The following is a 23,107-nucleotide window of genomic DNA, read 5'->3' as shown; positions in this document are numbered from 1 at the left end:
TATGGCACGTTCAGGGGCAGGAGCCCGCGGTGGGAGCTCCCTCTCATTGGGTTGGGTCCGCAAGATTCCCGCGACGACCTGGAAGCTGCTCACCCAGACCGTCGGTGTCTGCCTGCGCTACCGTGTCACCGGACTCGCGGCCGAGGGGGCGTTCTTCGCCATCCTCTCGCTGCCGCCGCTGATCTTCGGGCTGGCCGGAAGTCTCGGTTACATCGCGAGCAAGTACTTCGAGGTCGAGACGATCGAAGAGATCAAGTCGCAGATCGTCGACCTCGCGGCCCAGGCGCTGACCGCCGACTCGGTCCAGAGCGTCATCGTGCCGACCCTGAACAGCGTCCTGAACGGCGGCCGGCCGGACGTCATCTCGATCGGTTTCGTCCTCGCCCTGTGGTCTGGCAGCCGCGCGCTGAACGTGTTCGTCGACACCATCACGATCATGTACGGGATGGGCGGCAAGCGCGGCATCGTCCGGACCCGCGCGCTGTCCTTCTCGCTGTACTGCGCCGCGCTCGTGATCGGCGTGATCGTGCTGCCGCTGGTGCTGGCCGGTCCGGACGCGGTCGACGCGTTGCTGCCGCACCGGCTCGACTTCCTGAACCAGCTGTACTGGCCCGTGGTGACAATCCTGTCGGCGGGCTTCCTGAACACCCTCTACCACTTGTCGGTACCGGTGCGGACGCCGTGGGTGTCCGATCTGCCCGGGTCGTTCCTGGCGTTGTCGATCTGGATCCTGGGCAGCTTCGTGCTGCGCTGGATCCTGCAGAGCACGGTCGGCGGTACGTCGATCTACGGGCCGCTGGCGGCGCCGATCGCCGTACTGATGTGGCTGTACATGACGGCGATCGCCGTACTGATCGGGGCGGCGCTGAACGCTGTGGTGGACCGGCTGTGGCCGCACAAGTCGCGGACCGAAGCTTTGGAGGCTGCCGCGGCTGCTAACGAGCCTGCTGTCGAGGACGAGGCCGAGCCGGTGATGAAGGCCGAGTCGGAGCCGCACCACGAGCACCCGATGACACCGGTCGAGCAGCCGGATGCCGTCGTACGGTCGGACGGGCGACCGACTCGTAAAGGAGTCACGGCGGCCGCCTCCGAGCCCGCTGCCGACACGACTGCGGAATCGGCTGCGGAGTCGCCTGCGGAGTCGTCTGCGGAGTCCGATGGGGAGGCCGTTGTCCGGAAACCCGCGTCGGTCGGAAAATCCGGTGCGCAAAGTGAATCCGACGACCTACGCTGACGGCATCAGCTGGTTCTTGATCAGGACCACGGGACTCAGAAGGGAGGCGCCCGCCATGAGCTTCGACCAGGCCCACGGGGCCGACGTCTCCCGCATTGTCCGTCCGCTGAGCTGAATCTCGCGGCCGGACCCTCCGAAAGGTTCGCCGCATGTCAGCAACACTCCAGGCCCTGGGACTCGACAGCTCCACGGCTTCGTATCTGAACGACTTCCCGGGTGTGCCGGGACGCGTCGCCAGGGTCGACAGGGGCCTGGCGACGGTATTCACCGAGGACGGTCCGGTCCGCGCGACGTGGTCCGGTGCGCTCCTCGCCGCGATGGCCAGCGACCCCCAGGCCGGCCCATGTACAGGGGACTGGGTCGTACTGCGGTACTGGCCGGACGAACGCATCACCGTCGAGTCGGTGGCTCCACGTCGTACGGCGATCGTGCGCGCAGAAGTCAGCGGTACGTCGAAGGGGCAGGTGCTGGCGGCCAACGTCGACGTGATCGCGATCGTGGTCGGGCTCCACCCCGAGCCGAACATCGGCCGGATCGAGCGGTTCCTCGCGCTGGCGTGGGAAAGCGGTGCGCGGCCGGTCGTCGTACTGACGAAGGCGGACCTGGTCGGCGATGCGGACTCCGTTGCTGACGACGTGGCGCGTGCTGCGCCGGGTGCCGACGTACTTGTGTGCAGTGCGACGACAGGTGAGGGCCTGGAGGCTGTAGGGGAGTTGCTGGCTGGTGACGCGACTGTGGCGTTGCTTGGGGCGAGTGGTGCGGGTAAGTCGTCGCTGGTGAACGCACTGGCCGGTGCGGAGCTGCTGGACGTGCAGGAGATCCGTGACGACGGCAAGGGGCGGCATACGTCCGTACGGCGCGAGCTGATCGTGCTGCCGAGTGGTGGAGTCGTCATCGACACGCCTGGGCTGCGGGGGATCGGGCTGCAGGAGTCCGGCGTGGGACTGGCCGCGGCGTTCCCGGACATCACCGCGCTGGCCGAGCAGTGCAAGTTCAAGGACTGTGTTCACGTCACTGAGCCTGGCTGCGCGGTCCAGGCCGCGCTGGAGGATGGCAGCCTGCCCGTACGGCGCTACGAGAGCTGGACCAAGCTCCAACGCGAAGCTGCGTTCATGGCGCGCCGGACCGACATGCGCCTCCGCGCAGAAGCCAAGAAGGCCTGGGCCCGCCAAACCAAGTCCTACCGCCGAGACATCCACCCACGCCCCTGACGGTCGCGCCTCCTTCCGGCGCACGGTTTCTTCCGTCGTGAAAGGATCGAGAGTATGGATCGTTCGGTGCTGGTGACGGGAGCTTCTCGGGGGATCGGTGCGGCGGTGGCACATGCGTTCGCCGCTGCGGGGGATCGGGTGGCGGTGCATTACGGCTCGTCTTCCGAAGCGGCTGCGATGGTGTTGAAGGAGTTGCCGGGCTCCGGGCACGTCCTCGCGCACGCCGACCTTGCGGACCCCGACGCGATCCGGGTCATGGTCGACGACGCCGCCTCCGCGCTCGGCGGGATCGACGTACTGGTGAACAACGCCGGTGTGTATCACCCGCACCGCATCCGCGAGGCGTCGTACGACGAATGGCAGCAGGCGTGGGCCGACACCCTCGCGGTCAACCTGGTCGGTCCGGCGAACGTGTCGTGGTGCGCCGTCCAGCACATGGGCCGCGGCGGGCGGATCATCAACGTTTCGTCGCGCGGCGCGTTCCGCGGTGAGCCGAACCAGCCCGCGTACGGCGCTTCGAAGGCCGGCATCGTCTCGTTCACGCAGTCACTCGCGCGGGCCCTCGGTCCGGAAGGTATCGCGGTCACGGCCATCGCACCCGGCTGGACGACGACCGATATGGCCGCCGTACACCTGACTGGCGAGGGCTACGACCGTCGCAGACTCGAGAGCCCACTGGAACGCGTCGCCGCCCCATCTGAGGTCGCCGCAGCGATTCTGTATCTCGCGTCGCCGGAAGCCGAGTTCGCCACCGGCACGGTTCTCGACTTCAACGGCGGATCGCATCTCCGGATGTAGACCTGTCGGCTTCATCGGTTAAGGTCCTGCACATGTATCGCATCATCACTCCGCCGGCCGCCGCTTAGCGGACGGCTTCATCGCCTAGGTCTCTGACCTGGGCTTCTCAGGGCTGTTCGCAGACGCCCCTATCTCTTCTCGCGAACACCCCTGGAGTGTCTGATGCACCACCGTCTCGCGCCTTCGTCGGCGCGCGGTCTCCTGTACGTCGCCCTCGCCGGCATCGCCTGGGGCACCGGCGGCCCGACAGGAGCCCTGCTGTTCTCGCACAGCGGTCTCGGATCTACCGCGGTCTCCTTCTGGCGGTTGCTTGGCGGAGCTCTCTGGCTGGCGCTGGCCTGCCGTCTGCTCGGCCGCAGCCCGATCATCCAGCACTTTGCCGCTGCCCCGATGCGCCATCTGCTGAGCGGCGTCGGCCTCGCCGTCTGCCAACTCGGCTACTTCGCCGCGATCCCGCACATCGGCGTAGCCATCTCCACAGTCGTTGCCCTAGGCGCCGGTCCGCTACTGATCGCCCTGGGCGCCCGCGAACGCATCACCGCCGCCCTCCTGCTCGCCGTACTGGGCTTAGCCCTTCTTGTTTGCGGCGGCTCCGGGGGCGACGGTTCCGTCGTCGGCATCCTCTTGTCCCTCCTCTCGGCCGCCGGCTACGCCCTCACCACCTTGCTCAACCGAAACCAGTCCGACCCCACCACCAGCGCCCTCCTCGGCTTCACCGCCGGCGCCGTCCTCTTGTTGCCCCTAGCAATCATCGAAGGCGTGCTGCCGGCAGCATCCAGCTGGCCCCTCCTCGCCTACTTCGGTCTGGTCCCCACCGCCCTCGCCTACACCCTCTTCTACGCCGGCCTGCGCGCTGTCCGCGCTTCCACCGCAGCCGTCATCGCCCTGATCGAGCCGCTCCTGGCCGCAGCAATCGGCGTACTCGCGTTCCACGAACACCTAACCCCCCTCAACCTCACAGGCGCCGCCGTACTACTGGCCGCTGTCGTGGCGCAAGCGATGCGCGAGTAGCCCTCCAGCCCCCAAGCCCCGGCCCTACCCGGGGGCCGACACAAGAACCCGGGGCCTGACACACGCAATAACCTGTGCCAGGCCCCGGAACCCTGTGCCCACTCCCGGGCCACTACCCGCTTCCACCGCCTACGCCTAGGCGTGGTCGGGGAGGGCGAGCCAGTCCTGCCAGGAGATGTCGTATCCGATGAGGCGTGGTCGCTCGAACGGCCAGGCTTCGGCGATCCACCGTGGGACGAGTGCGTCCAGGGAACGTTGAAGGTCGCTACCCACCTGATCGTCCACGACCCACCAGGAGATCTCCGCGTCACCACCGGCCTTCCTGGGCGGGTCGATGTAGACACAGCCGAGCAAGGCGGTTTCCGCATCGTCGAACAGCGCGTAGTTGAAAGACACATGCGCGGCGATCTCGACCGCATGGCGTACCAGGTCGTCCCGGTTCTGCTCCGGCGTCATGGATTCCTTCGGCCACCCCCAGGCCTCGCCGTAGATAGACCACAACCGCTCCCGCGACCCCATCACAGCCGGATAGTCGAACTCGGCGTCGCCCCCGCCAATGGGCCGCAAGTGATACCCACCAGCCACCACCACACGCTCAGGATGAACAAACCCCACCGGAAGCCACGTCATGCACCGGAAGCTACAGACCGCGGACCTCGCCAAGTTCTCCCCAGGCCTCAGCCAGCAGCCAACAAGAGGCGAGCAACTCAAGCCCGGCCAGCTCTCCTGACCTCACCTTGAGCACCCCTCAACCATTCTGACCGCGCCGAAATGGTCGGTGCGTGCTCAAGGTCAAAGCTCAGCGAAGGCGACGCCCCAGGCAGGGAGCCGGCCCGCGGCGAGCCACCCAAGCCCATAACTGTTCAGCGGCCCTCAGCCCAAACCGGGAACCACACCACCGCGTGCCCGGAAACCGAACCGCGGCGCTCAGCCCAAGCCGACAATCAAACCACGGCGAGCAACCCAAGCGGACAGCCGGCCAGCGGCGGGCAACCCCAACCGGGAACCCAACCAGCACGGGCAACCCAAGCCGGCAACCGAACCGCGGCGAGTAACCCAAGCGGACTGCCGGCCAGCACGGGCAACCCACGCCGGGAACCGAACCGCGGCGAACGACCCAGCCGGCAACTCAACTGGAGCGGGCAACCCCAGCCAGCCACTCAACCGCGGCGACCGGCCACCGGAGCCGAGCGAAGCGAAGGCGCAAGGGGGTGCGGGTGGCGAAGCCCCCGCCGCGCGGCAAGCGAAGCGCAGCCGCACAAATAACGAAGGCGAGGCGGTCTGCGCACTCCGCAGACACACCTCGCCCATCGCCTTCGTGGACGATACTGGGATCGAACCAGTGACCTCTTCCGTGTCAGGGAAGCGCGCTACCGCTGCGCCAATCGTCCAAAACCAAGAACCATGCGGGGTTCTCGAGGTGGAGACGGGATTCGAACCCGTGTACACGGCTTTGCAGGCCGTTGCCTCGCCTCTCGGCCACTCCACCACTGAGGCTGTTCGACACTTGAGGACGGTGGCCTGCCGAACCCTCTCCGAGCGGACGACCGGGTTCGAACCGGCGACCTCAACCTTGGCAAGGTTGCGCTCTACCAACTGAGCTACGTCCGCATCGCTCCGGCGGGGTGTTCCTGCTCGGTGCGAGAGCAGAACAGTAGCGCACTTTTCCCGTCTGCAAAAACCAGATTCCGGGGTGTCGCGATCCGGACCGCCGGAGCGTGATTTTCACCCCACCCGTCACACCAGTCTCACCCGTCGACGAGCCGCCGGCGCTCCCGCAGGACGTCGTACTCCGGCAACAACTCAGGCTTCGATCGGAGTGAGATCGACCGTACGGAGGTAGTCCGGGTCGCCGAGGAGTTCGATCGCGGTGATGCGGTCGTCGACGATCGTGAACGCGAAGACCACGCGCGGTTCGCCGTGCTGCGACCAGACGAGACCCGCCAGCCCGTCGACCAGGGTGAGCTTGGCTGCCTGCGCCCGCCCTGAGAAGTTCCCGGCGACCGCAGCCGAACCGCTCACCATCGCGGCCGCGCCGCCGAGAGCCACGACCGCTTCGTCGGCCCGCAGTACGACGCCAGGGTCGAGCAACTCGAGCAGCGCCTCGAAGTCCCCACCACGCGACGCGGCGAGGAACGCGGCGACGATCGCCTTCTGCCGGCTCGCATCCGTGTCCGGCGGCTCCGGCGTACCTTGAACCCGCCGCCGCGCCCGGCTCGCCAACTGCCGCGCCGCCGCCGGCGACTTGCCCACGATCGGCGCGATGTCATCGAACGGCACCGCAAACATGTCGTGCAACACGAACGCCAGCCGCTCCGCCGGCGTCAACGTCTCCAGTACGACGAGCAGCGCCAGCCCAACCGAGTCAGCTTGCACCGCCTCGAGCTCAGGATCCTGTACGTCGTCATCCGCCAGTACAGGGGAGTGGTCGCCGACCGGTTGCTCGGGCCGCCCCCGCCGCAACCGCAGCATGTCCAAGCAGATTCGCCCGACGACCGTGGTCAGCCAGCCGCCGAGATTCTCGATCGAGCCGGCGTCCGACCGGCTGAGCCGGATCCACGTTTCCTGGACCGCATCCTCGGCTTCGGCCCTGGATCCTAGGATCCGGTAGGCGACCGCGCCCAGGTGTTCCCGGTTCTCCTCGAACCGGGCTGCCAGCCAGTCGTGCTCACCCATCTCGACCACAGTCCTCTCACCGTGTCACACACTCCGGCCCCGTGCCGTCATCGGTCTGACGGACAATCACCCGCACATGTGACACCCGCGACGAAGGAGTTCACCGTGACAGACCCGGCCCGCCCCCTGTCGGTACGCAAACAAGACACCCTCCGCCGCCTCGAGCAAGACGTCGACGCCTGGGTGGCTACGGCTGGCGCGGACGGTACGCCGTACCTGATGCCCCTCTCGTTCCTCTGGGACGGCGAGAGCCTCCTGATCTCGACGGCAGCCACGAACACCACCGCCCAGAACCTTGCGCAGAACCCCACCCTCCACCTGACCCTCGGCCCCACCCGAGACGTCACCCACATCACCGCGACCGCCGACCTGATCCACGCGACTGACCTACCGCCCACCGAAGCCGAAGCCTTCGCCGCCAAAGCCGGCTTCGACCCCCGCCAGGCCGGCAACCCCTACCCCTACTTCCGCCTGACCCCCACCAAGGTCCAAGCCTGGCGCGAAGTCAACGAACTGAAAACCCGCACCCTGATGAAAAACGGCACCTGGCTCGTCTAACCGATCTCACTCTGCATACTGGGGCCGTCCGTTGGGCCGGTAGACCTGGATCGTGATCCCCTCCGGTGTGGACCGCGATTCCACCACGTCAAGCGCGGCGTCCGGACCCGTGTCAGAGAACAGCCGCGTGCCCTGGCCGACCACCACGGGATACGTAAGCAGGACGATCTCGTCAACAAGCTGATTGTCGAACAGCCAACGCACCAGTTTGCCGCTGCCGTGCACCTGCAACTCACCCCCAGGCTTGGCTTTCAGCTCACGGATGGCGGCCGTGACATCACCGGCGAGGACGGTCGTGTCCGCCCACTCCGGGTCGGTCAGCGTGGCCGATGCGACGTACTTCGGCCGCGAGTTCAAAGCGTCTCCGATCGGGCTACTGCCCGGATCCTCCATCACGCCCCAAGAGCCGGCAAAGATCTCGTACGTCCGCCGCCCGAACAGAAACGCTTCGGCACGCTGATACACCTCACCGAGAAGCCTCTCCGCCTCCCCGCGAAACAACGGCAAGGCCCACCCGCCGCGCTCAAACCCACCCCGACGATCCTCCTCCGCCCCGCCGAGCCCCTGCATCACCCCGTCAACAGAAACATTCGTAACCGTCGTCAGCTTCATGACCGATCTCCTCTGTCCTGAGGCCCCCTTCGTGGGAGCCTCTCACCACTCCCACGAACGCTCCACCCCCGATCCGACACGCCGTTAAACTCTCCTCATATGATTAACGAGCGCGCGGGCATCTTCTGGGTGGGCGGTCCCGCGGCGGCGGGCAAGACCACGGTGAGCCGTCTACTCGCCCGAAAGCATGGATTTCTCTGGTACGGCGTAGATGCTTATGCATTCGCCCATGAGAAGCGCGCAGCCGCGGCCGGACTGCATGTCCTGGGAACCGGTCCAGGCGACTTCGACCGCAAGCCGATGATCATGGAAGATATCCAGTCATTGCCCACGGACACCTCGGTTGTCGTCGAAGGCGCATTCGTCACTCCCACGATGGCCGGCGTTGCCGAGAACGCAGTATGGCTGATGCCCTCCAAAGCGGAACAACTCACAAGACTGGAACGCAGGAATCCAGGCGGCGCGCACAAAGGCCAAGTCTGGGGATGGGACCTGGTCCGCACCCAACTCGAGGGAACCACCGCAACCGTCATCGAGGTCGACGGTCAAACCATCGAGCAAACCCTCATGGCGGTAGAGCAGTCCTTCGGCCCAATCCTGAAATCCAGCCCCGCAGCCCGCACCATCAGCGAGCGACAGTCTTTAATTCGCATCAGTAACCGCCAACTAGCCAAACAATCAACCGAAAGAAGCCGCCCGGCCGCCATATTCGATTGCGAATGCGCCCAACCAAATTGCCATGAGCTCGTCGACCTCACTCTCGAGCAAATGCCCACTCTGCTCGCCCAGGCTCCACCATCAATCGTCTCACCCAAACACTCCAACTCAGCCTGAAGGCACTTGCTGCGTGGGTCGAGCGGTCGGCAGCCAGCCATCCGAGCTGGTGTTCACGCGGCTACCGCAACCACCGGCATTACCAGGCTCGTATCCTGCTACGCAGCCACCGGCAGACACGTCGGCGGCGCACTCGCTTGAATCAGCACGCCACACGGTCAACTGCGGATGAGCTGGAAAGGAGGATGCGCTTAATGAGTCAAGCGTTCTACTCGCACGCGAGGCTGTACGACCTGATGTTCCCGGGCGGCGGGCCCGCAGTCGACTTCTACCGGGCCGACGTCAATCGGCAAGGCGGGAGCGTATTGGAACTCGGGTGCGGCACCGGGGACAAGCTGGTCCCCATCGCGTCCGACGGGCATCCGTGCGTCGGCCTGGACTTCTCGTCGGACATGCTGGCTGAGGCTCAGCGTAAGGCGAACGAGCGCGGTGTAGCGGTGGAATGGATGCAGGGCGACATGCGGGCCTTCGATCTGGGCCGCACATTCGACTTCGTGTTCATCACAGCCAATTCCTTGCTGCATCTGCATGAGGCTGAGGATCTGGTGAGCTGCTTCCGGTCGGTTCGAAGACACCTGTCGCCTGGAGCACGGTTCGTCTTCGATGTATTCAACCCGAGCGTGCGCCTACTTGCCGAAGCCGATGGCGTGCGGCGCACCCGGGAGTCGTTGTCGTTCATGGATCCTGACCGTGGCAACGTCAGCGTCGATGTCGCTGAGATCTACGATGCGCCCGCGCAAGTCACCCGCGGGACGTGGTACCTCTCGACTGACTCCGAGCCCGACTTCGTCGTCGCACCGCTCGAAATCAGGTGCATTTTCCCGCAGGAGCTGCCGCTGCTCGTCTCGCTCGGGGGCCTTCGGCTCGTCGAGCGCTTCGGCGATTGGTCCGGTCGACCATTTGCCGTGGATACGCCGCTTCAACTCTGCATCTGCGAGTCCGCGTGAGACTGGCACTTCTACAGCCCGCGTCGTACCGGCACAGTCACGGCTCGTGCATCGCCAAGCAAGAGACATCGGGTCAAGTCCCGCCGGCGTGACGGGTGGCGCGCAGGCGACATCACGGGGCTGTAGATGCAGCGCGCGACGACAGAGTCCGCGTGCCTAGCCAACCGAGCCGCGGCGACCAGCCCAAGCCCGGCAACAAACCGCGCGGCCAACCCACGCCGGCAACCAAACCAGCGCGCTCAGCCCAAGCCGGCCACACAACCGTGGCGACCAGCCCACGCCGGCAACCAATCCATCGTGCTCAGCCACAGCAGCCGAGCGAAGCGAAGGCGCAAGGGGGGCGGGTGGCTGAGCCCCCGCCGCGCGGCGAGCGGAGCGAAGCCGCACAAATGACGAAGGCGAGGCCGTCTGCGCTCTCCGCAGACATACCTCGCCTCTCGGCTTCGTGGGCGATACTGGGTTCGAACCAGTGACCTCTTCGGTGTGAACGAAGCGCGCTACCACTGCGCCAATCGCCCGTACTGGTGATACTGATGTTGCCTTGTGGTGCCTTGCGGGTGAAACCATAGCGCATCATTCAGCGACGATCTAATCGGGCCGGGCTACTCTTGCTGCAAGACGGAGACCCCGTCGCGTTGGAGACGTGATTGTGACTTTCTCGCACGACACCGAGCAGGCGCTCGGCACGCTGGTCCGGCTGGTGAACACGCTGCCCGGGCCGAACAGCCAGGTCGACACGATGGACACGCTCGAAGAGCTGGAGAAGTTCGTCCAGGAGCGGGAGTTCAGCGCGGTCGGCACGCTGACGGAGAAGGACCTGGCCGAGGTCCGGGATCTGCGGCCGCTGTTCTCGCCGGTCTTCACCACGGACTCCGACGCCACCGCGGCGGCGATGATCAACGCGATCGTCGCGCGCGGTACGACGACGCCGCGGTTGACCAACCATGACGGCCATCCGTGGCACATCCATTACTCGCGCGACGGCGCGTCGCTGGCCTGCCGGATCACGGTGGAGTGCGGGATCGCGCTCGCCCAGGTGATCTCGGCCGGCGAACGCGAACGCCTCCGCCGCTGCGAGGCCCCGGACTGCGACGACGCCCTGATCGACCTGTCCCGCAACCGTTCCAAGCGCTACTGCGACGCCCGCACCTGCGGCAACCGCCTCCATGTAGCCGCCTACCGCGAACGCCGCAAAGCCTCCGGCGAGTAACCACCCCAAGCCCGCAGCGATGCGCCAGTACGGCGACACGCTGCAAGCCCGAGCACGCCGCCGGCCAAGCGCGCTGCGGAACTGACTACACCTCAAACCGGCGTGCCGCCAGGCCACGACGCGGCAACCCGAATGCCATTCAGTTGGCGCTGGATCGGATGCCCCCAGTCACAGACAGCGGTCCAGCCTCCTGCGGAATGACTCGGCGCCGGTGGCTTCAGTCGCGGTCGCTTGAAGAGGGTCATGTTGTCGACTGTGGGGAAATGGTCGCCGGTAAGCGATTGCCGGCGACAAGGTAGCCACTGTCGATGACACAGTCCTGACACTCGACGCCAGGTCACCCATGCGGTGCGTCACCAGGCGATTCGAAGGCTTCAGCGTCCGGCTCCGTCTGGCGTCTGCGTGGTTGACGGTTGTTACGGGTTTGGGTCTTCGGCTGAGCGGGTTTTGAAGACCTCCGCGACGGCTGTGGTGATTTTGCCGGGGGCGGGGAGGTTGTGGTCGTCGACGCGGTGGATGGCTTGGATGTCGCGGGTGGTCGATGTGAGGAAGATCTCCTCGGCCTCGTAGAGCCGCTCGATCGGCACATCCCGCTCGACTGCACCGAACCACGCGAGTACGAGCGCTCGCGTCACGCCCGCCAGTGCGCCGGACTCCAGGGTCGGCGTGACGAGCTCACCGTCGTACACGCAGAAGATGTTCGAACCCGTGCCCTCGCAGAGATTCCCGACTGTGTTGGCGAAGATCGCCTCGCTGCCGCCGCGCTCCTTGGCGTAGGCGAGCGCGCGGACGTTTTCGGCGTACGACGTCGTCTTCAGACCGGCGACCGCGCTGCGTTCGTTGCGGACCCACGGCACGGTGACGATCGTCGACGTCGGCGCCGGCCGCTGGATCGCCTGCGCGGCGACCACGATCGTCGGGCCGGACGTACCGCGATCGGACGACAGCGGCGAGACACCGCCGGTGTACGTGATCCGCAGCCGGCCGAACGGGATGTCCGGCTCGGCCTTCACCACCGCCGCGATGCCCTCCTCGATCCGCGCCACCTCGGGCTCCGGCAGACCGAGGCCGACCGCGGACCGGACCAGCCGCTCCAGATGCTTCGTCACCGCGAACGGACGGCCGTGGACGATCTTGATCGTCTCGAACACTCCGTCGCCGGTGGTCAGGCCGTGATCCAGCGGCGAGACCGTCGCCTGGTCGTCCTGCAGGGCCCCGTTCAGCCAGATACGCATGTGGTGCTCCTTCCGCGGAACACCTTAGTGTGCAGGCGATCCGGGCTCGTCAGGCAGTCCGAAGGTGACCGGTTGATGACCGTACGTCGACGTCCGGGGGACCCCGATTTTTGAACTCCGGCGGAGATGGGCTAATGTTCTTCTCGCGCCGGGGGAAACAAAAAGCCGGTCGCGATGCGGACGTAGCTCAGTTGGTAGAGCGCAACCTTGCCAAGGTTGAGGTCGCCGGTTCGAACCCGGTCGTCCGCTCGGAGAGGGTTCGGCAGGCCACCGTCCTCAAGTGTCGAACAGCCTCAGTGGTGGAGTGGCCGAGAGGCGAGGCAACGGCCTGCAAAGCCGTGTACACGGGTTCGAATCCCGTCTCCACCTCGAGAACCCCGCATGGTTCTTGGTTTTGGACGATTGGCGCAGCGGTAGCGCGCTTCCCTGACACGGAAGAGGTCACTGGTTCGATCCCAGTATCGTCCACGAAGGCGATGGGCGAGGTGTGTCTGCGGAGTGCGCAGACCGCCTCGCCTTCGTTATTTGTGCGGCTGCGCTTCGCTTGCCGCGCGGCGGGGGCTTCGCCACCCGCACCCCCTTGCGCCTTCGCTTCGCTCGGCTCCGGTGGCCGATCGCCGCGGTTGAGTGGCCGGCGTGGGTTGCCCGCCGCAGTTCGGTTGCCGGCTTGGGTTGCCCGTGCTGGTTGGGTTCCCGGTTGGGGTTGCTCGCCGTGGTTTGGTTGTCGGCTTGGGCTGGGCGCCGCGGTTCGGTTTCCGGGCACGCGGTGGTGTGGTTCCCGGTTTGGGCTGAGGGCCGCTGAACAGTTATGGGCTTGGGTGGCTCGCCGCGGGCCGGCTCCCTGACTGGGGCGTCGCCTTCGCGAGCTCTGACCTTGAGCACGCACCGACCATTTCGGTGCGCTCGGAATGGTTGAGGGGTTCTCAAGGTGAGGTCGGGAGGGCTGGCGCCGGGCTCGGGTCGATCGCTGCGGGGTGGGTTGGGCGCCGTTGAGGTGGTGTGGCCAGCGGGTCGGGTGGGCAAATGTCGACCATCATGGGCGAAACGATAGGTCCGTCAGTAGTAGCGGCGGAGCTTCGGCCACAAGGTGGACCACGGCTCGGCGGGGGAGTCGCACAGCACCAGCGCCGTACCGTCCTCGTCGTTGGAGACGATGTTGTCGATCGTCCCCACCTGCCTACAGCGATTGAAGTGGGTCTCGAACGACGGCGTCCGCTCCATCTCCACCAGCAGCACTGGACCGTTCTGTGTGTCGGCCGGATGCTCCCAGTCGGCAAAGCTCATGTGACCCGAGTACGTCGGTAGCGCCGGAGCGAAGCGACGCAGTGCCCCAGCCTCGCCGTAGTTGCCGGTGAAGATGGTGGCGCGGTCGCGCTGGTCGGCCGGAATGGTGTTCCACACCCCGGCGACAGACGTGGCGAGAGCAGGCCACCCGATCTGCTCGCCCTGCTCCTTGTTGACCGGTATGACGAAGTCGACCGCGGACGCCGGCAGGATCGGCAGCGTGAACAGCGCCGACGTCACAGCAGTCAACGACAGGCCAACGACAAGCGTCGTACGACGCCAGCGAAGCATCGGCTCGCACCCTGCGGCGATGAGCACCAGTAGCAGCGGCAAGGCGTAGTACGGCTTCCCACCAACAGCCAGTACGACGACGCACAGCAGCGGGTACGCCAAGGCAACGGCCCGGGCCCACGGCATCCGCCACAGACGCATGAAGCCAGCGACCCAGACCGGTACCAGGAACGGCGAGAGCTGCAGCAGCTGCAGCGGAATGAACATGATGCGGTTCTCGGTGCCGTCGTCCTCACTGATCCCGCCGGCGACCGTTAGCTGCGGCCAGTCGTGCTGGAACTGCCACACCACGTTCGGCAACGCCACAAGCCCAGCAACCGCCACACCCGCCAGCAGCCACCAAGAGCGCAGTACGCCACGCGGTCCGACGATCAGCAGCGCCAGGAGCAGCGCACCGATCGGCAACACGACCAGATACTTGTTCTCCAGAGCGACGCCGGCGGTCAGGCCCAACCAGAGCCACCAACGCCCGTCACCGGTCCGCAGCAGCTTCACAGCGAACAGGCAGATCAGCATCCACGCCAGCAGGTCGTACGTCGCAGTCGACACCAGATGCCCGACACCGAGCACGAACCCGGACACCGCCGCACACACAGCAGCCAGCACCTGCCCACGCCGTTCACTGCCGAACTCCCTGGCCAGCAACGCGACAACAACCACTGTGGCGGCGCAGGCCAGCGTCGACACCACCCGCAGCCCCATCGGCGTGTTGCCGAAGACCTCCGACGACACTCGCGCGATCAGCGGCGTGAGCGGCGGCTGGTCGACGTACCCCCACGACAGCTTCTGGCCGGCCACCAGGAAGTAGAGCTCGTCCCGGTGGTACCCGTACCGCCCGGACAGCGCCGTGAGTACGGTGGCCACAACCCCGGCCACGGCGAACACGGGAGCGACAGCAAAGGCAGGCACCGACGGGCGGCTGGCGGTCATGTCCGGAATAGTGCCAGTCACCAGGGGCTAAGTCAGCCAGCGATGCGCCGCAGCGCGGTGAGGACCGCTTGAGTCGTGCGGTGGTTTCAGTTCAGGAAGTATGGCGCTTCTGCGCGTCCCAGCAGGATCACGCGACCTGCCAGCGTCTCGTCCTCGACGAGCCGGACGACGGTGTCGGTGAGGGTCTCGAGGGAGACCTGCTCGGGCCCGCGTTCGTCTTCTGGTAGTGCCTCGCGCTCTTGTCGGCCGCGCTCGGTCGCGACCCAGTCGGGCGCGACGCAATTGACCCGCACGCTGTGACTGTCCTTGAGTGACGCCAGTGTCGCGGTGAACTTGATCAGTCCTGCCTTGGCGGCGGCGTACTCGGGTGACGAGTGCGGCCCGAGTCCCAAGCCTCCGGTCGATCCGACGTTCACGATCGCGCCGCCGCCGAGCTTATGCATCGGCTCGAGCGCGAGCTGCGTGGTCAGCATCGGTGCGCGCAGATTGAGGTCGAGCGAGGCCGACCAGCGTGTCTTCGGGGCCTCTGGGAAGCAGGGTTTGAGGTCCGGTCCGCCGCCGGCGTTGTTGACCAGGATCTGTGGTTGGCATGCCATCAGGTCGGTGACCGCGTCGTCGTCGGTCATGTCGATGCGGACGAATCTGGCCTGTTGGCCGATCAGGTCGCAGGTGCGCCGTCCGCCGTACTCGTCGATGTCAGCGACAACCACCTCGGCAGCGCCCTCGGCGGCGAGCCGTTGCGCGATCGCCCGGCCGATGCCGACCGCGGCACCGGTAACGACTGCTCGTTTCCCGTTGATATCCATGCTGGACCACGTTGCCACGATGGTCCGACAGTTCAGGGGATGATTTGATATGCCAACCGGACAACAAATGAGGTGAAACACCTGTGGCCCTGCTCTACGAGCGGATCAGTACGCACGTGCTGGAGCAGATCCGGCGCGGTGCGCTGCGGCCCGGCGACCGGGTGCCGTCGGAGATGGAACTCGCGGCGCAGTTCGGCGTCAGCCGGATCACCTCGAAGCGGGCGCTGGAGGTACTGCGCGAGGCCGGGCTGGTCGAGCGGATCCGCGGCAAGGGCTCCTTCGTCGTACGGCACCTGCCCGATCTGACCGGCGTCACGTTCCCGCTCCGCGGCCGGTTGCCGCGTCCGAAGCATGTGGCCCGCACGATCGCTTTCGTCGTACCGGATGTGGCGGAGGTCTACGGCCTGGACCTGCTCTTCGCGATCGAGGAGCGGTGCGCCGAGCAGGGCGCGAATTTGATCGTTCGGCGGACGCGCGGGCGGCAGGCCGAGGAGGAGAAGGCGGTCGACTCGCTCGTCGCGACGGGTGATGTGGACGGGCTGATCGTCTTCCCGGTGTACGGCGACTTCTACAACGCGAGCCTGTTGCGGCAAGTGCTGGACGGGTATCCAGTGGTGCTGGTCGACCGGCATCTGTCCGGGATCCCGGTCGCGGCGGTGCACACCGACAACGTGGCGGCCTCGCGGGCGTTGACGTCGCGGCTGCTGGATCGCGGGCATGAGCACATCGCGTTCGTGTCTCCGCCGCCGGTGAACACGTCGTCGATCGAGGACCGGCTGGAGGGGTTCCGGTCGGCGTTCGGGGATCGCGGGCAGGCTTACGAGTTGACTGATTTGCGCAGTACGTTGCCTGGCTCGACGACGTCGGAGAGCGTGGCGGCGGACATCGAGGTGATCCGGGCGTTCCGTGAGCGGGAGCCTTCGGTGACGGCGTACATCGCGTGTGAGTACAACCTGGCGCGGATGGTGGATCGCGCGCTCGATCGGCAGGCTTTGGTTGCGTGTTTCGACTCGCCGGGGGACTCGATCGGCGGGCCGCCGTACCTGCATGTCCGGCAGAACCAGCGGGAGATGGGCCGGCGGGCGGTCGACCTGTTGTTCGCCCAGTTGCACGGCGAGCCGGTGCCGAACCTGTCGATCGTCCCGTTCGAGCTGATCGATGCCTCGGGCAACGGGGTGTAAAGACCTTACTTTCGTCAGTAGGGCGTCGGGACGCCGACTGTGTAGCGTTCGGGACATGAACTGGCGACGCGTGGGAGACCTCGGCCTCTGGGCCGTGCTGAGCTCCCTCGTGCTCGCGGAGAGCGGTGCGCGCCAGGATCCGTACTGGGTGCAGGCGGCGTGTATCGGGGTGCTGTTCTTCGGCGTGTTTTTGAGGCGGATCTATCCGCTGTTGGCGTTGGCGGTGGTTGCGTGGGCGCAGATCGTGATCCTGACGGTGTCGCTCGGGACGTCTCGCGGCGTGCAGATCGCGCTGGTTCCGGCGATCGCGCTGCTGAGTTACCTTGCGGGCCGGCGAGAGACTCTGGTCAGGCACTTTGTGTTGGTGTGCGCGTGGTCGCTGCTCGGGATGCTCCTGCTCGCGCTGACCGTGGGTCGCGACGAGCGGACCGAGGCGGTGCTCAGCTGGCTGATCATGCTGCTGCTCGCGCTCTTGCTCGTCGTACTGCCGTGGTTGATCGGGCGGTATCGCGCGCAGCAGGCGCTGCTGGTGTCGGCCGGGTGGGACCGGGCTGAGCGGATCGAGCGTGAGCACCGGATGGCGATCGATCAGGAACGGCTCAGGGAACGGTCCCGGATCGCGCAGGACATGCATGACTCGGTCGGTCACGAGCTGAGCCTGATCGCGCTCCGGGCCGCTGCGCTCTCGCTTGATCCGGCGCTGCCGTCGGCGCAGCGCCGGCAGGCTGCCGAGCTGCGGGAGATGGCGGCTGTCGCGACGGATCGGCTGGGCGAGATCATCGGCGTACTGCGGGAGGACGCTGCAGTTCCGGTCGTCCCGCGCGACGAGAGCGTGCCTTCGCTGGTCTCGCGCGCGGCCGCTTCGGGGCTTGATGTGCGGTTGGTTGTCTCGGCCTCGGGTGAGGCTGAACTCTCGCCTATGGTGGATCGCGCTGTGCATCGCGTCGTACAGGAGTCGCTGACCAACGCGAGCAAGCATGCGCCGGGTGCGTCGGTGACTGTCACGGTGACATCGGCAGCCGACGATGTAGAGGTGCGGGTCGTGGACACGGGGGCGGCGCTCTTGGTGCCGTCTGTCTCCTCTGGCGGGCGCGGGCTGGACGGGTTGCGCGAACGTGTGCGGTTGGTGGGTGGGACGCTGACCGCCGGTCCGCGGGCCGGCGGCGGGTTCGAGGTGGTCGCGACGATGCCCCGCTTGGGCGGCCGGCCGGAGCCCGTTGTGGCTTCGGCCGCGGTCGAACGGGCGACCGTACGACGGAGCGCGCGGCGCGGGCTGATCATGGCGGTGGCCGCGCCAGTGCTGATCGGGACAGTGATCGTGGTGGTTGCCATGGGCTACTACCTGATCGCCGGCTACAGCTCGATCCTGCGGCCGAACGTCTACGACACCCTGACGATCGGCCAGCCGCAGGAGGAGGTGGAGCGCCTCCTACCAGCGATGCAGATGATCGACCCACCCAGCGAGGGCTACCAGCCACCGCCGGGCTGGACCTGCCGCTACTACCGCCCCGACGAACCCTTCTCCATCAACTACGCCTACCGCCTCTGCTTCACCAACAACACCCTCACCGCCAAGTCCATCGTCCAAACCGGCTCCCTGCCGCCAACTCCGGAGGCCACGGGATGAGCCGGCTCTGGTAGGTCACTGACGACGTGTGGGTGAAGGAAGTACAGGACGGGGGTGGTTGAGTGATCAGGGTGTTGCTGGCGGACGACGAGGCGATGGTGCGGGCTGGCGTACGCGCGATCCTCGACACAGACGACGCGATCGAGGTCGTCGCGGAGGCCGCCGATGGTGTTGAGGCGATCGACGCCGTACGGCACCACCGGCCGGATGTCGCCGTACTCGACATCCGGATGCCGCGGATGGACGGGCTCGCCGCGGCTGCCGAGATCCGCAGCAGCGTGCCGGAAACGGCGGTGGTGATCCTGACGACTTTCTCCGAGGATGCTTATATTGCCCGCGCACTGGGGGATGGCGCGAGCGGGTTCCTGCTGAAGTCCGGCGATCCCCGGGAACTGATCGCGGGGGTCAAGGCGGTTGCTGACGGCGCCGCCTATCTCTCGCCCCGGATCGCGAAACGCGTCATCGCCGAGCTCAGCTCCGGCCCGGGTGGCGGCATCATGGCCCGGGCCGCGGCTGCCAAGGAACGAGTCAGCGTGCTCAGCCCGCGCGAACTCGAGGTCCTGGCTCTGCTGGGTGACGGCCTCACCAACAACGTGATCGCCGAGCGCCTGTTCCTGGTCGAAGGCACCGTCAAGGCCTACGTCAGCGCAATCTTCCTCCGCCTGGACGTCACCAACCGAGTCCAAGCCGCCATCCTCGCCCGCGAAGCCGGCCTAACCACCACCTGACCGCCGTCCAGCCGCCTGCGTGGCCGGTTGGGGACAGGCGTGGGAATCGAGGGTGATGTTGTGGAGAATGTGTTGGCGGGTGGTGGGCCGACGCTCCGGGTGGTGACATCGTGTGGACTCCGTGTCATGGGATAGTGGACCTCTCCCGGGGACCGCACCTCCCGGACTCGAAACAGCAGACTCCAGGGGCCCATCCGCCCCCTCACAGAATCGGGGATCCAGGTCGTGACCGACTCGCACAACTCCGGACAGCACAAGGACCGGGAAGCGGCGGCGGCCGAGGTCCGGCGAATGTGGCAACCGACCCCTTCCTGGACCCAGCCGGACCCGAACCCGGTGCCCGCACGCGACCCCGAGCCCGCAGACGCCGACGACCAGCAGGACGGCCTGTCCCAGGAGTTCCCAGGCGACGCGTGGAACCAGCCGCAGGCCCCGTCGCAAAACCACCAGGCTGCTCCGTGGGCCCAGCCGCAGTCGCAGCAGCCCGCTCCGTCCTGGACGCAGCCGGCGGCGGAGTCGACAGGTTCGTGGGCGCAGCCTGCCGCCGAGCCGGCCGACTTCGACGAGTACGACGACGCCGACAGCGCGGCGGGCTCGACGAGCACGCACGCTGACACCGACGCCAGCCACGACGGCCCGGGCTACGACCAGCAGGAGCACGACGGCGAGGCTGGGGGAGCGGACGGTACGACGTCCGGCGGTGCGGCGGGTGCACCGATCTTCGGAGGCTCGTCCTTCAGCAGCGGCTACAGCGGTTACAGCGGCACCATAGGCGGTCCAGCCGCTGACGGCGCAGTCGCAGATGGTCCGGCCGCCGGTGGTACGGCGCCAGGCGGTCAGACCGTAGGTGGTCAGACCGCAGGCGGTCCCGCCGCGGGTGGTCTGGGTGGCCCGGGCGTGGGTCCTGGGGCGCACGGAGGTGCGCGGGGAGGTGCGCACGGCGGGCAGTTGTCGCCAGCCGCGCAGCACTTCTTCCCGCAGGGCGTCCCTGGTCAGCACCCACCGCAGCAGCGCGAGGTCTCGTACCGGACGGACGAGCTCATCCAGGCTCTGCCGCTCCCGCGTGAAGCTCCGGCCGAGCGCGGCGTACGGAGTGTGCTGCGGCTGCGTCCGGGCAGTACGGAGCGCTCGGAGCGGATCGCTCGGGCGACCGCCGCGACCGCGTTCCGCCGGCCGGTGACGATCGTGGTCGCCAACCCCAAGGGCGGTTCGGGCAAGACGCCGACCACGCTGCTGCTCGCCGGTGCGCTCGGTCAAGCTCGCGGCGGCGGTGTCGTGGCGTGGGACAACAACGAGCTGCGCGGCAACATGCACCTGCGTACGCACGACACGAACAGCCGGTCCACGGTCACCGACATGCTCCAGGCGATGCCGATGCTGACCCAGCCCGACGCGCGGCTCGGCGACGTGGCGGCGTACCTGCGGCATCAGGTTGCCGGTCAGTACGACGTACTCACGTCGGCGACGACGACGTACGCGCAGATCGAGGCCAAGGACTTCGACCAGATCCACCGGCTGCTGAGCCGGTTCTACAAGGTGCTGGTGATCGACACCGGGAACAACGAGGGCTCCAGCAACTGGCGCGAGGCGATGAAGGCGGCGGACGCGCTCGTCATCCCGATCAAGTGGAAGAGCCTGTCCTGCGCGGCCGCGGTGCAGATGCTGGAGGAGCTCGACAACCAGGGCCCGGAGGCGCAGCGGCTGATCCGCCGCGCGGTGATCGCGGTGTCGAACGGCCCCGGCGACGTGAACAAGGAAGTCGAGAAGCAGCTCCGCCCGTACTTCGAGTCCCGCGCGGCCGCCGTGGTCGACATCCCGACCGACCAGCACATCGCCGCCGAAGGCCCGCTCGACCACTCGGCCCTCCAGCCAACCACCCGCCGAGCCGCCCTCGAACTGGCCGCGAAGGTCTCCGAACAGATCACCATCGCCCTGAACGTCCCCCGGTAATACAACTCGCACGCCAACCAGAGACCTCGAACACCGCAAAGGTGTCCGAGGTCTCCGCTGGTTGTCCCAGGCCCCGGAGAACTCCACTACTCGAGAACCCCAGTCGACTCAGGCGGGCGGGGTTGCGATCACGTCGTTCGAGAGGCGTACCGAACAACGGGTAGTACTCGAACGCAGGCGGCTTCTGGCCACGTGCCGACGCGCGGCGCGAGCCCGGCATGCCGAGTACCTCCCCCGTCCTTGTGTACGTCCAGCTGGGCGACTTCGAGTGCTGCGAGGAGCAGTCGGCTGAGCTAGTCGAGGACAGCTAGCGTCAGTTGGCTGAGGCGGGTGGGGTCGGCGATGACGTCGTACGACGTGATCTTGTTGGCGGGGATCGTGAAGGTGATGGCTAGGAGCAGGCGGCCGTGCGGCGCGAGGATGACGCCGGCTCGGCCGTTGATGAGGGCGAGTTCGGCCAGCTGAGAGCGGGCGGCCAGGGCGACGGTGCCTTCGGCGACTGCTCGGGCGCCGCGGAGTTCGGGGGACATGCCGGGTGCCAGGGCCGTGGCGTCGACGCGGCGTACGACGTCCGGGTCCAGCACATCCAGTACGGCGGTGAGGTCGCCCGCGCGCGCGGCATTGAGGAAGGCGGAGATCGTGCGGCGTTGACGGTCCAGCTCGGCGGCGGGGACGACCGGACACCCCTGCACCTTCTGCCGCGCCCGGCTGGCGAGTTTCTTGGTTGCGACCGGCGTCCGCTCGACGATCGGTGCGATGTCGGCGAACGGTACGGCAAACATGTCGTGCAGCACGAACGCGATCCGCTCAGCCGGCTCTAGCGTGTCCAGTACGACGAGCAGCGCCCGGCTGACCGAGTCGGCGACCAGCGCCTCGTCCTCCGGCGACGGCGTACTGCGAGGCGCGGCGACTTCGTCAAGGACCGTGCCGAGGTCTTCCCGCCGTACCGTCCGCGAGCGAAGCATGTCGAGGCAGATGCGCGTCACCACCGTCCGCAGCCAGCCGCCGAGATTCTCGACCCCATCGACGCGCCCGAGCCGGATCCACGCTTCCTGCAATGCGTCCTCGGCCTCCGTTTCCGAGCCGAGGATCCGGTAGGCGACCGCGCGCAGCTTGCCGCGTTCCTGCTGGAACCGTTCCGCCAGGTCGTCCACTGGTCACCTTTCCTCGATGCGAGCCGTCACCCCACCTGACGAACACGACATGACGAAGGTGACGGGAGTAGCAGTGACGTCCTTGCTCCATCTTGATTCCAGTGCCAACCGCTCCGACGAATCCGTCACACGGCAGTTGACCCGGCTGTTCGCGGAGACCTGGCAGTGCCTCTACGGCCAGGCCGGCTATCGGTACCGCGACCTCGCCGTCGAGCCCGCGCCGCCCATCGACACGGCGTACTGCGCGCTGGGCCGACGGTCGGAGCGGTACGGCGTCGTGCCCTTGGCCAAGGTGGATGCGCTGATCGACAACCAGGCCGAGGAGACCACCTGGGCGCTGACCCGGCCGCTGATCGACGAACTGGTGTCGAGCCAGACGGTCCTGATCGGCGCGCCGATGTACAACTACACCTTGCCGGCCGCACTGAAGGCGTGGATCGACCGCGTCAGTTTCCCGGGCGCGCTCGTCGACCCATCCAGCCGTACGCGCGTCCTGCGGAACACCAAGGTGGTGATCGTCACCAGCCGCGGTGGCGCCTACGGTCCCGGCACTCCACGCGAAGGCTGGGACTACGAGACGCCGTACCTGCGGGAGTACTTCACCAAGCACGGCGTGCGAGACCTCCACGTCATCACCCGCCGAGCGGACCTTGGCCAACCTGGTCCAGCACCACGCGGACCAGCGCGAGCAGGCGGCACAGTCCCTCGCCGAAGCCCGCGGCGAGGTCGAGGCGGCAGCCCGCGGCGGGGTCAAGGCGCCAGGCGCGCCGGGGTAGGGGCGGCAGCCCGCGCCGAGGTGGAGGCGGCGGGCGCGTCGGGGTAGGGGCGGC

The 23,107-nt window shown here is 67.2% G+C and carries 20 protein-coding genes and 7 tRNA genes; 16 read left to right on the top strand and 11 right to left on the bottom strand.

Annotated features, from left to right (window positions below; all coding sequences use genetic code 11):
* The first annotated feature begins 1 nt into the window (after position 1).
* From EV646_RS02095 to EV646_RS02080, 4 genes are all read left to right on the top strand, one after another.
* Positions 2-1,234 carry a YihY/virulence factor BrkB family protein gene (locus EV646_RS02095; protein WP_132143294.1) on the top strand — a complete coding sequence of 411 codons (1,233 nt, stop codon included), beginning with the start codon at positions 2-4 and terminating at the stop codon, positions 1,232-1,234.
* Positions 1,235-1,383: 149 nt separating this feature from the next.
* Positions 1,384-2,445, top strand: coding sequence for a ribosome small subunit-dependent GTPase A (gene rsgA / locus EV646_RS02090; RefSeq protein WP_132143292.1), 1,062 nt, complete (start codon positions 1,384-1,386; stop codon positions 2,443-2,445).
* A gap of 54 nt (positions 2,446-2,499) precedes the next feature.
* A complete protein-coding gene (locus tag EV646_RS02085; RefSeq protein ID WP_132143290.1) occupies positions 2,500-3,243 on the top strand; it encodes an SDR family NAD(P)-dependent oxidoreductase in 744 nt (247 codons plus the stop codon).
* 162 nt (positions 3,244-3,405) lie between these two features.
* Positions 3,406-4,254 carry an EamA family transporter gene (locus EV646_RS02080; RefSeq protein ID WP_132143288.1) on the top strand — a complete coding sequence of 283 codons (849 nt, stop codon included), beginning with the start codon at positions 3,406-3,408 and terminating at the stop codon, positions 4,252-4,254.
* A 135-nt stretch (positions 4,255-4,389) separates the two neighbouring features.
* Here the strand turns inward: EV646_RS02080 and EV646_RS02075 are convergent, their stop codons facing one another.
* The 5 genes from EV646_RS02075 to EV646_RS02055 form a co-directional block, all read right to left on the bottom strand.
* Positions 4,390-4,884: an N-acetyltransferase gene (locus tag EV646_RS02075; protein WP_132143286.1), complete on the bottom strand. Its 495-nt coding sequence runs from the start codon at positions 4,882-4,884 to the stop codon at positions 4,390-4,392.
* 689 nt (positions 4,885-5,573) lie between these two features.
* Positions 5,574-5,645 (bottom strand) — tRNA-Val (locus EV646_RS02070).
* 27 nt (positions 5,646-5,672) lie between these two features.
* Positions 5,673-5,743 (bottom strand) — tRNA-Cys (locus EV646_RS02065).
* Between the two features lie 49 nt (positions 5,744-5,792).
* Positions 5,793-5,865, bottom strand: a tRNA-Gly gene (locus EV646_RS02060).
* A gap of 192 nt (positions 5,866-6,057) precedes the next feature.
* Positions 6,058-6,930, bottom strand: a complete 873-nt coding sequence (locus tag EV646_RS02055) for a sigma-70 family RNA polymerase sigma factor (RefSeq protein ID WP_132143284.1) — start codon at positions 6,928-6,930, stop codon at positions 6,058-6,060.
* Positions 6,931-7,035: 105 nt separating this feature from the next.
* On the opposite strand from EV646_RS02055, the gene EV646_RS02050 reads away from it, so the two are divergent.
* Positions 7,036-7,488, top strand: coding sequence for a pyridoxamine 5'-phosphate oxidase family protein (locus tag EV646_RS02050; RefSeq protein ID WP_132143282.1), 453 nt, complete (start codon positions 7,036-7,038; stop codon positions 7,486-7,488).
* 6 nt (positions 7,489-7,494) lie between these two features.
* Here the strand turns inward: EV646_RS02050 and EV646_RS02045 are convergent, their stop codons facing one another.
* Positions 7,495-8,100: a dihydrofolate reductase family protein gene (locus EV646_RS02045; RefSeq protein WP_132143280.1), complete on the bottom strand. Its 606-nt coding sequence runs from the start codon at positions 8,098-8,100 to the stop codon at positions 7,495-7,497.
* A gap of 99 nt (positions 8,101-8,199) precedes the next feature.
* Here EV646_RS02045 and EV646_RS02040 point away from each other — a divergent pair, with 99 nt between their 5' ends.
* Positions 8,200-8,934 (top strand): P-loop nucleotide/nucleoside kinase family protein, encoded by a 735-nt coding sequence (locus EV646_RS02040; protein WP_132143278.1) that lies wholly within the window; start codon positions 8,200-8,202, stop codon positions 8,932-8,934.
* Between the two features lie 194 nt (positions 8,935-9,128).
* Complete coding sequence (locus EV646_RS02035; RefSeq protein WP_132143276.1) at positions 9,129-9,881, top strand: class I SAM-dependent methyltransferase; 753 nt, start codon at positions 9,129-9,131, stop codon at positions 9,879-9,881.
* A gap of 446 nt (positions 9,882-10,327) precedes the next feature.
* Here EV646_RS02035 and EV646_RS02030 read toward each other — a convergent pair.
* A tRNA-Val gene (locus EV646_RS02030) sits at positions 10,328-10,399 on the bottom strand.
* Between the two features lie 125 nt (positions 10,400-10,524).
* Between EV646_RS02030 and EV646_RS02025 the strand changes: the two genes are divergently transcribed.
* Positions 10,525-11,091, top strand: a complete 567-nt coding sequence (locus EV646_RS02025; RefSeq protein ID WP_241995158.1) for a CGNR zinc finger domain-containing protein — start codon at positions 10,525-10,527, stop codon at positions 11,089-11,091.
* 416 nt (positions 11,092-11,507) lie between these two features.
* Here EV646_RS02025 and EV646_RS02020 read toward each other — a convergent pair whose 3' ends face one another.
* Positions 11,508-12,326, bottom strand: a complete 819-nt coding sequence (locus tag EV646_RS02020) for an aminotransferase class IV (protein ID WP_132143275.1) — start codon at positions 12,324-12,326, stop codon at positions 11,508-11,510.
* Positions 12,327-12,502: 176 nt separating this feature from the next.
* Between EV646_RS02020 and EV646_RS02015 the strand changes: the two genes are divergently transcribed.
* The 3 genes from EV646_RS02015 (at position 12,503) to EV646_RS02005 (ending at position 12,794) form a co-directional block, all read left to right on the top strand.
* A tRNA-Gly gene (locus EV646_RS02015) sits at positions 12,503-12,575 on the top strand.
* A 49-nt stretch (positions 12,576-12,624) separates the two neighbouring features.
* A tRNA-Cys gene (locus EV646_RS02010) sits at positions 12,625-12,695 on the top strand.
* 27 nt (positions 12,696-12,722) lie between these two features.
* A tRNA-Val gene (locus EV646_RS02005) sits at positions 12,723-12,794 on the top strand.
* A 588-nt stretch (positions 12,795-13,382) separates the two neighbouring features.
* Here the strand turns inward: EV646_RS02005 and EV646_RS02000 are convergent.
* Both EV646_RS02000 and EV646_RS01995 read right to left on the bottom strand, forming a co-directional pair.
* Positions 13,383-14,831 carry an ArnT family glycosyltransferase gene (locus tag EV646_RS02000; RefSeq protein ID WP_132143273.1) on the bottom strand — a complete coding sequence of 483 codons (1,449 nt, stop codon included), beginning with the start codon at positions 14,829-14,831 and terminating at the stop codon, positions 13,383-13,385.
* Positions 14,832-14,917: 86 nt separating this feature from the next.
* Complete coding sequence (locus EV646_RS01995; protein ID WP_132143271.1) at positions 14,918-15,637, bottom strand: SDR family NAD(P)-dependent oxidoreductase; 720 nt, start codon at positions 15,635-15,637, stop codon at positions 14,918-14,920.
* 83 nt (positions 15,638-15,720) lie between these two features.
* Between EV646_RS01995 and EV646_RS01990 the strand changes: the two genes are divergently transcribed.
* The 4 genes from EV646_RS01990 to EV646_RS39780 all read left to right on the top strand — a co-directional run bounded on the left by EV646_RS01990 (position 15,721) and on the right by EV646_RS39780 (position 21,123).
* Positions 15,721-16,818: a GntR family transcriptional regulator gene (locus tag EV646_RS01990; RefSeq protein ID WP_132143269.1), complete on the top strand. Its 1,098-nt coding sequence runs from the start codon at positions 15,721-15,723 to the stop codon at positions 16,816-16,818.
* A 55-nt stretch (positions 16,819-16,873) separates the two neighbouring features.
* Complete coding sequence (locus EV646_RS01985; protein ID WP_132143267.1) at positions 16,874-18,445, top strand: sensor histidine kinase; 1,572 nt, start codon at positions 16,874-16,876, stop codon at positions 18,443-18,445.
* Between the two features lie 62 nt (positions 18,446-18,507).
* On the top strand, positions 18,508-19,173 hold the full coding sequence (locus EV646_RS01980; RefSeq protein WP_132143265.1) for a response regulator transcription factor: 666 nt from the start codon (positions 18,508-18,510) through the stop codon (positions 19,171-19,173).
* Between the two features lie 225 nt (positions 19,174-19,398).
* Positions 19,399-21,123 carry a division plane positioning ATPase MipZ gene (locus EV646_RS39780; RefSeq protein WP_241995156.1) on the top strand — a complete coding sequence of 575 codons (1,725 nt, stop codon included), beginning with the start codon at positions 19,399-19,401 and terminating at the stop codon, positions 21,121-21,123.
* A gap of 293 nt (positions 21,124-21,416) precedes the next feature.
* Here EV646_RS39780 and EV646_RS01970 read toward each other — a convergent pair whose 3' ends face one another.
* Positions 21,417-22,277, bottom strand: a complete 861-nt coding sequence (locus tag EV646_RS01970) for a sigma-70 family RNA polymerase sigma factor (protein ID WP_132143263.1) — start codon at positions 22,275-22,277, stop codon at positions 21,417-21,419.
* 16 nt (positions 22,278-22,293) lie between these two features.
* Between EV646_RS01970 and EV646_RS01965 the strand changes: the two genes are divergently transcribed.
* Positions 22,294-23,100, top strand: coding sequence for an FMN-dependent NADH-azoreductase (locus tag EV646_RS01965; protein ID WP_199236750.1), 807 nt, complete (start codon positions 22,294-22,296; stop codon positions 23,098-23,100).
* Positions 23,101-23,107 lie beyond the last annotated feature (7 nt).

The organism is Kribbella antiqua, from assembly GCF_004345665.1.
Lineage (GTDB): Bacteria > Actinomycetota > Actinomycetes > Propionibacteriales > Kribbellaceae > Kribbella > Kribbella antiqua.
The sequence above is the reverse complement of the archived record's forward strand: the minus strand, read 5'-3'. Positions and strand labels throughout refer to the sequence as shown.

What these genes read in the sequence shown, in the direction of transcription:
- EV646_RS02095 (WP_132143294.1), top strand. Translation starts at nt 2, where the DNA reads ATGGCACGTTCAGGGGCAGGAGCCCGCGGTGGGAGCTCCCTCTCATTG.
- rsgA (WP_132143292.1), top strand. Translation starts at nt 1,384, where the DNA reads ATGTCAGCAACACTCCAGGCCCTGGGACTCGACAGCTCCACGGCTTCG.
- EV646_RS02085 (WP_132143290.1), top strand. Translation starts at nt 2,500, where the DNA reads ATGGATCGTTCGGTGCTGGTGACGGGAGCTTCTCGGGGGATCGGTGCG.
- EV646_RS02080 (WP_132143288.1), top strand. Translation starts at nt 3,406, where the DNA reads ATGCACCACCGTCTCGCGCCTTCGTCGGCGCGCGGTCTCCTGTACGTC.
- EV646_RS02075 (WP_132143286.1), bottom strand. Translation starts at nt 4,884, where the DNA reads ATGACGTGGCTTCCGGTGGGGTTTGTTCATCCTGAGCGTGTGGTGGTG.
- EV646_RS02055 (WP_132143284.1), bottom strand. Translation starts at nt 6,930, where the DNA reads ATGGGTGAGCACGACTGGCTGGCAGCCCGGTTCGAGGAGAACCGGGAA.
- EV646_RS02045 (WP_132143280.1), bottom strand. Translation starts at nt 8,100, where the DNA reads ATGAAGCTGACGACGGTTACGAATGTTTCTGTTGACGGGGTGATGCAG.
- EV646_RS02040 (WP_132143278.1), top strand. Translation starts at nt 8,200, where the DNA reads ATGATTAACGAGCGCGCGGGCATCTTCTGGGTGGGCGGTCCCGCGGCG.
- EV646_RS02035 (WP_132143276.1), top strand. Translation starts at nt 9,129, where the DNA reads ATGAGTCAAGCGTTCTACTCGCACGCGAGGCTGTACGACCTGATGTTC.
- EV646_RS02020 (WP_132143275.1), bottom strand. Translation starts at nt 12,326, where the DNA reads ATGCGTATCTGGCTGAACGGGGCCCTGCAGGACGACCAGGCGACGGTC.
- EV646_RS02000 (WP_132143273.1), bottom strand. Translation starts at nt 14,831, where the DNA reads ATGACCGCCAGCCGCCCGTCGGTGCCTGCCTTTGCTGTCGCTCCCGTG.
- EV646_RS01995 (WP_132143271.1), bottom strand. Translation starts at nt 15,637, where the DNA reads ATGGATATCAACGGGAAACGAGCAGTCGTTACCGGTGCCGCGGTCGGC.
- EV646_RS01985 (WP_132143267.1), top strand. Translation starts at nt 16,874, where the DNA reads ATGAACTGGCGACGCGTGGGAGACCTCGGCCTCTGGGCCGTGCTGAGC.
- EV646_RS01965 (WP_199236750.1), top strand. Translation starts at nt 22,294, where the DNA reads ATGCGAGCCGTCACCCCACCTGACGAACACGACATGACGAAGGTGACG.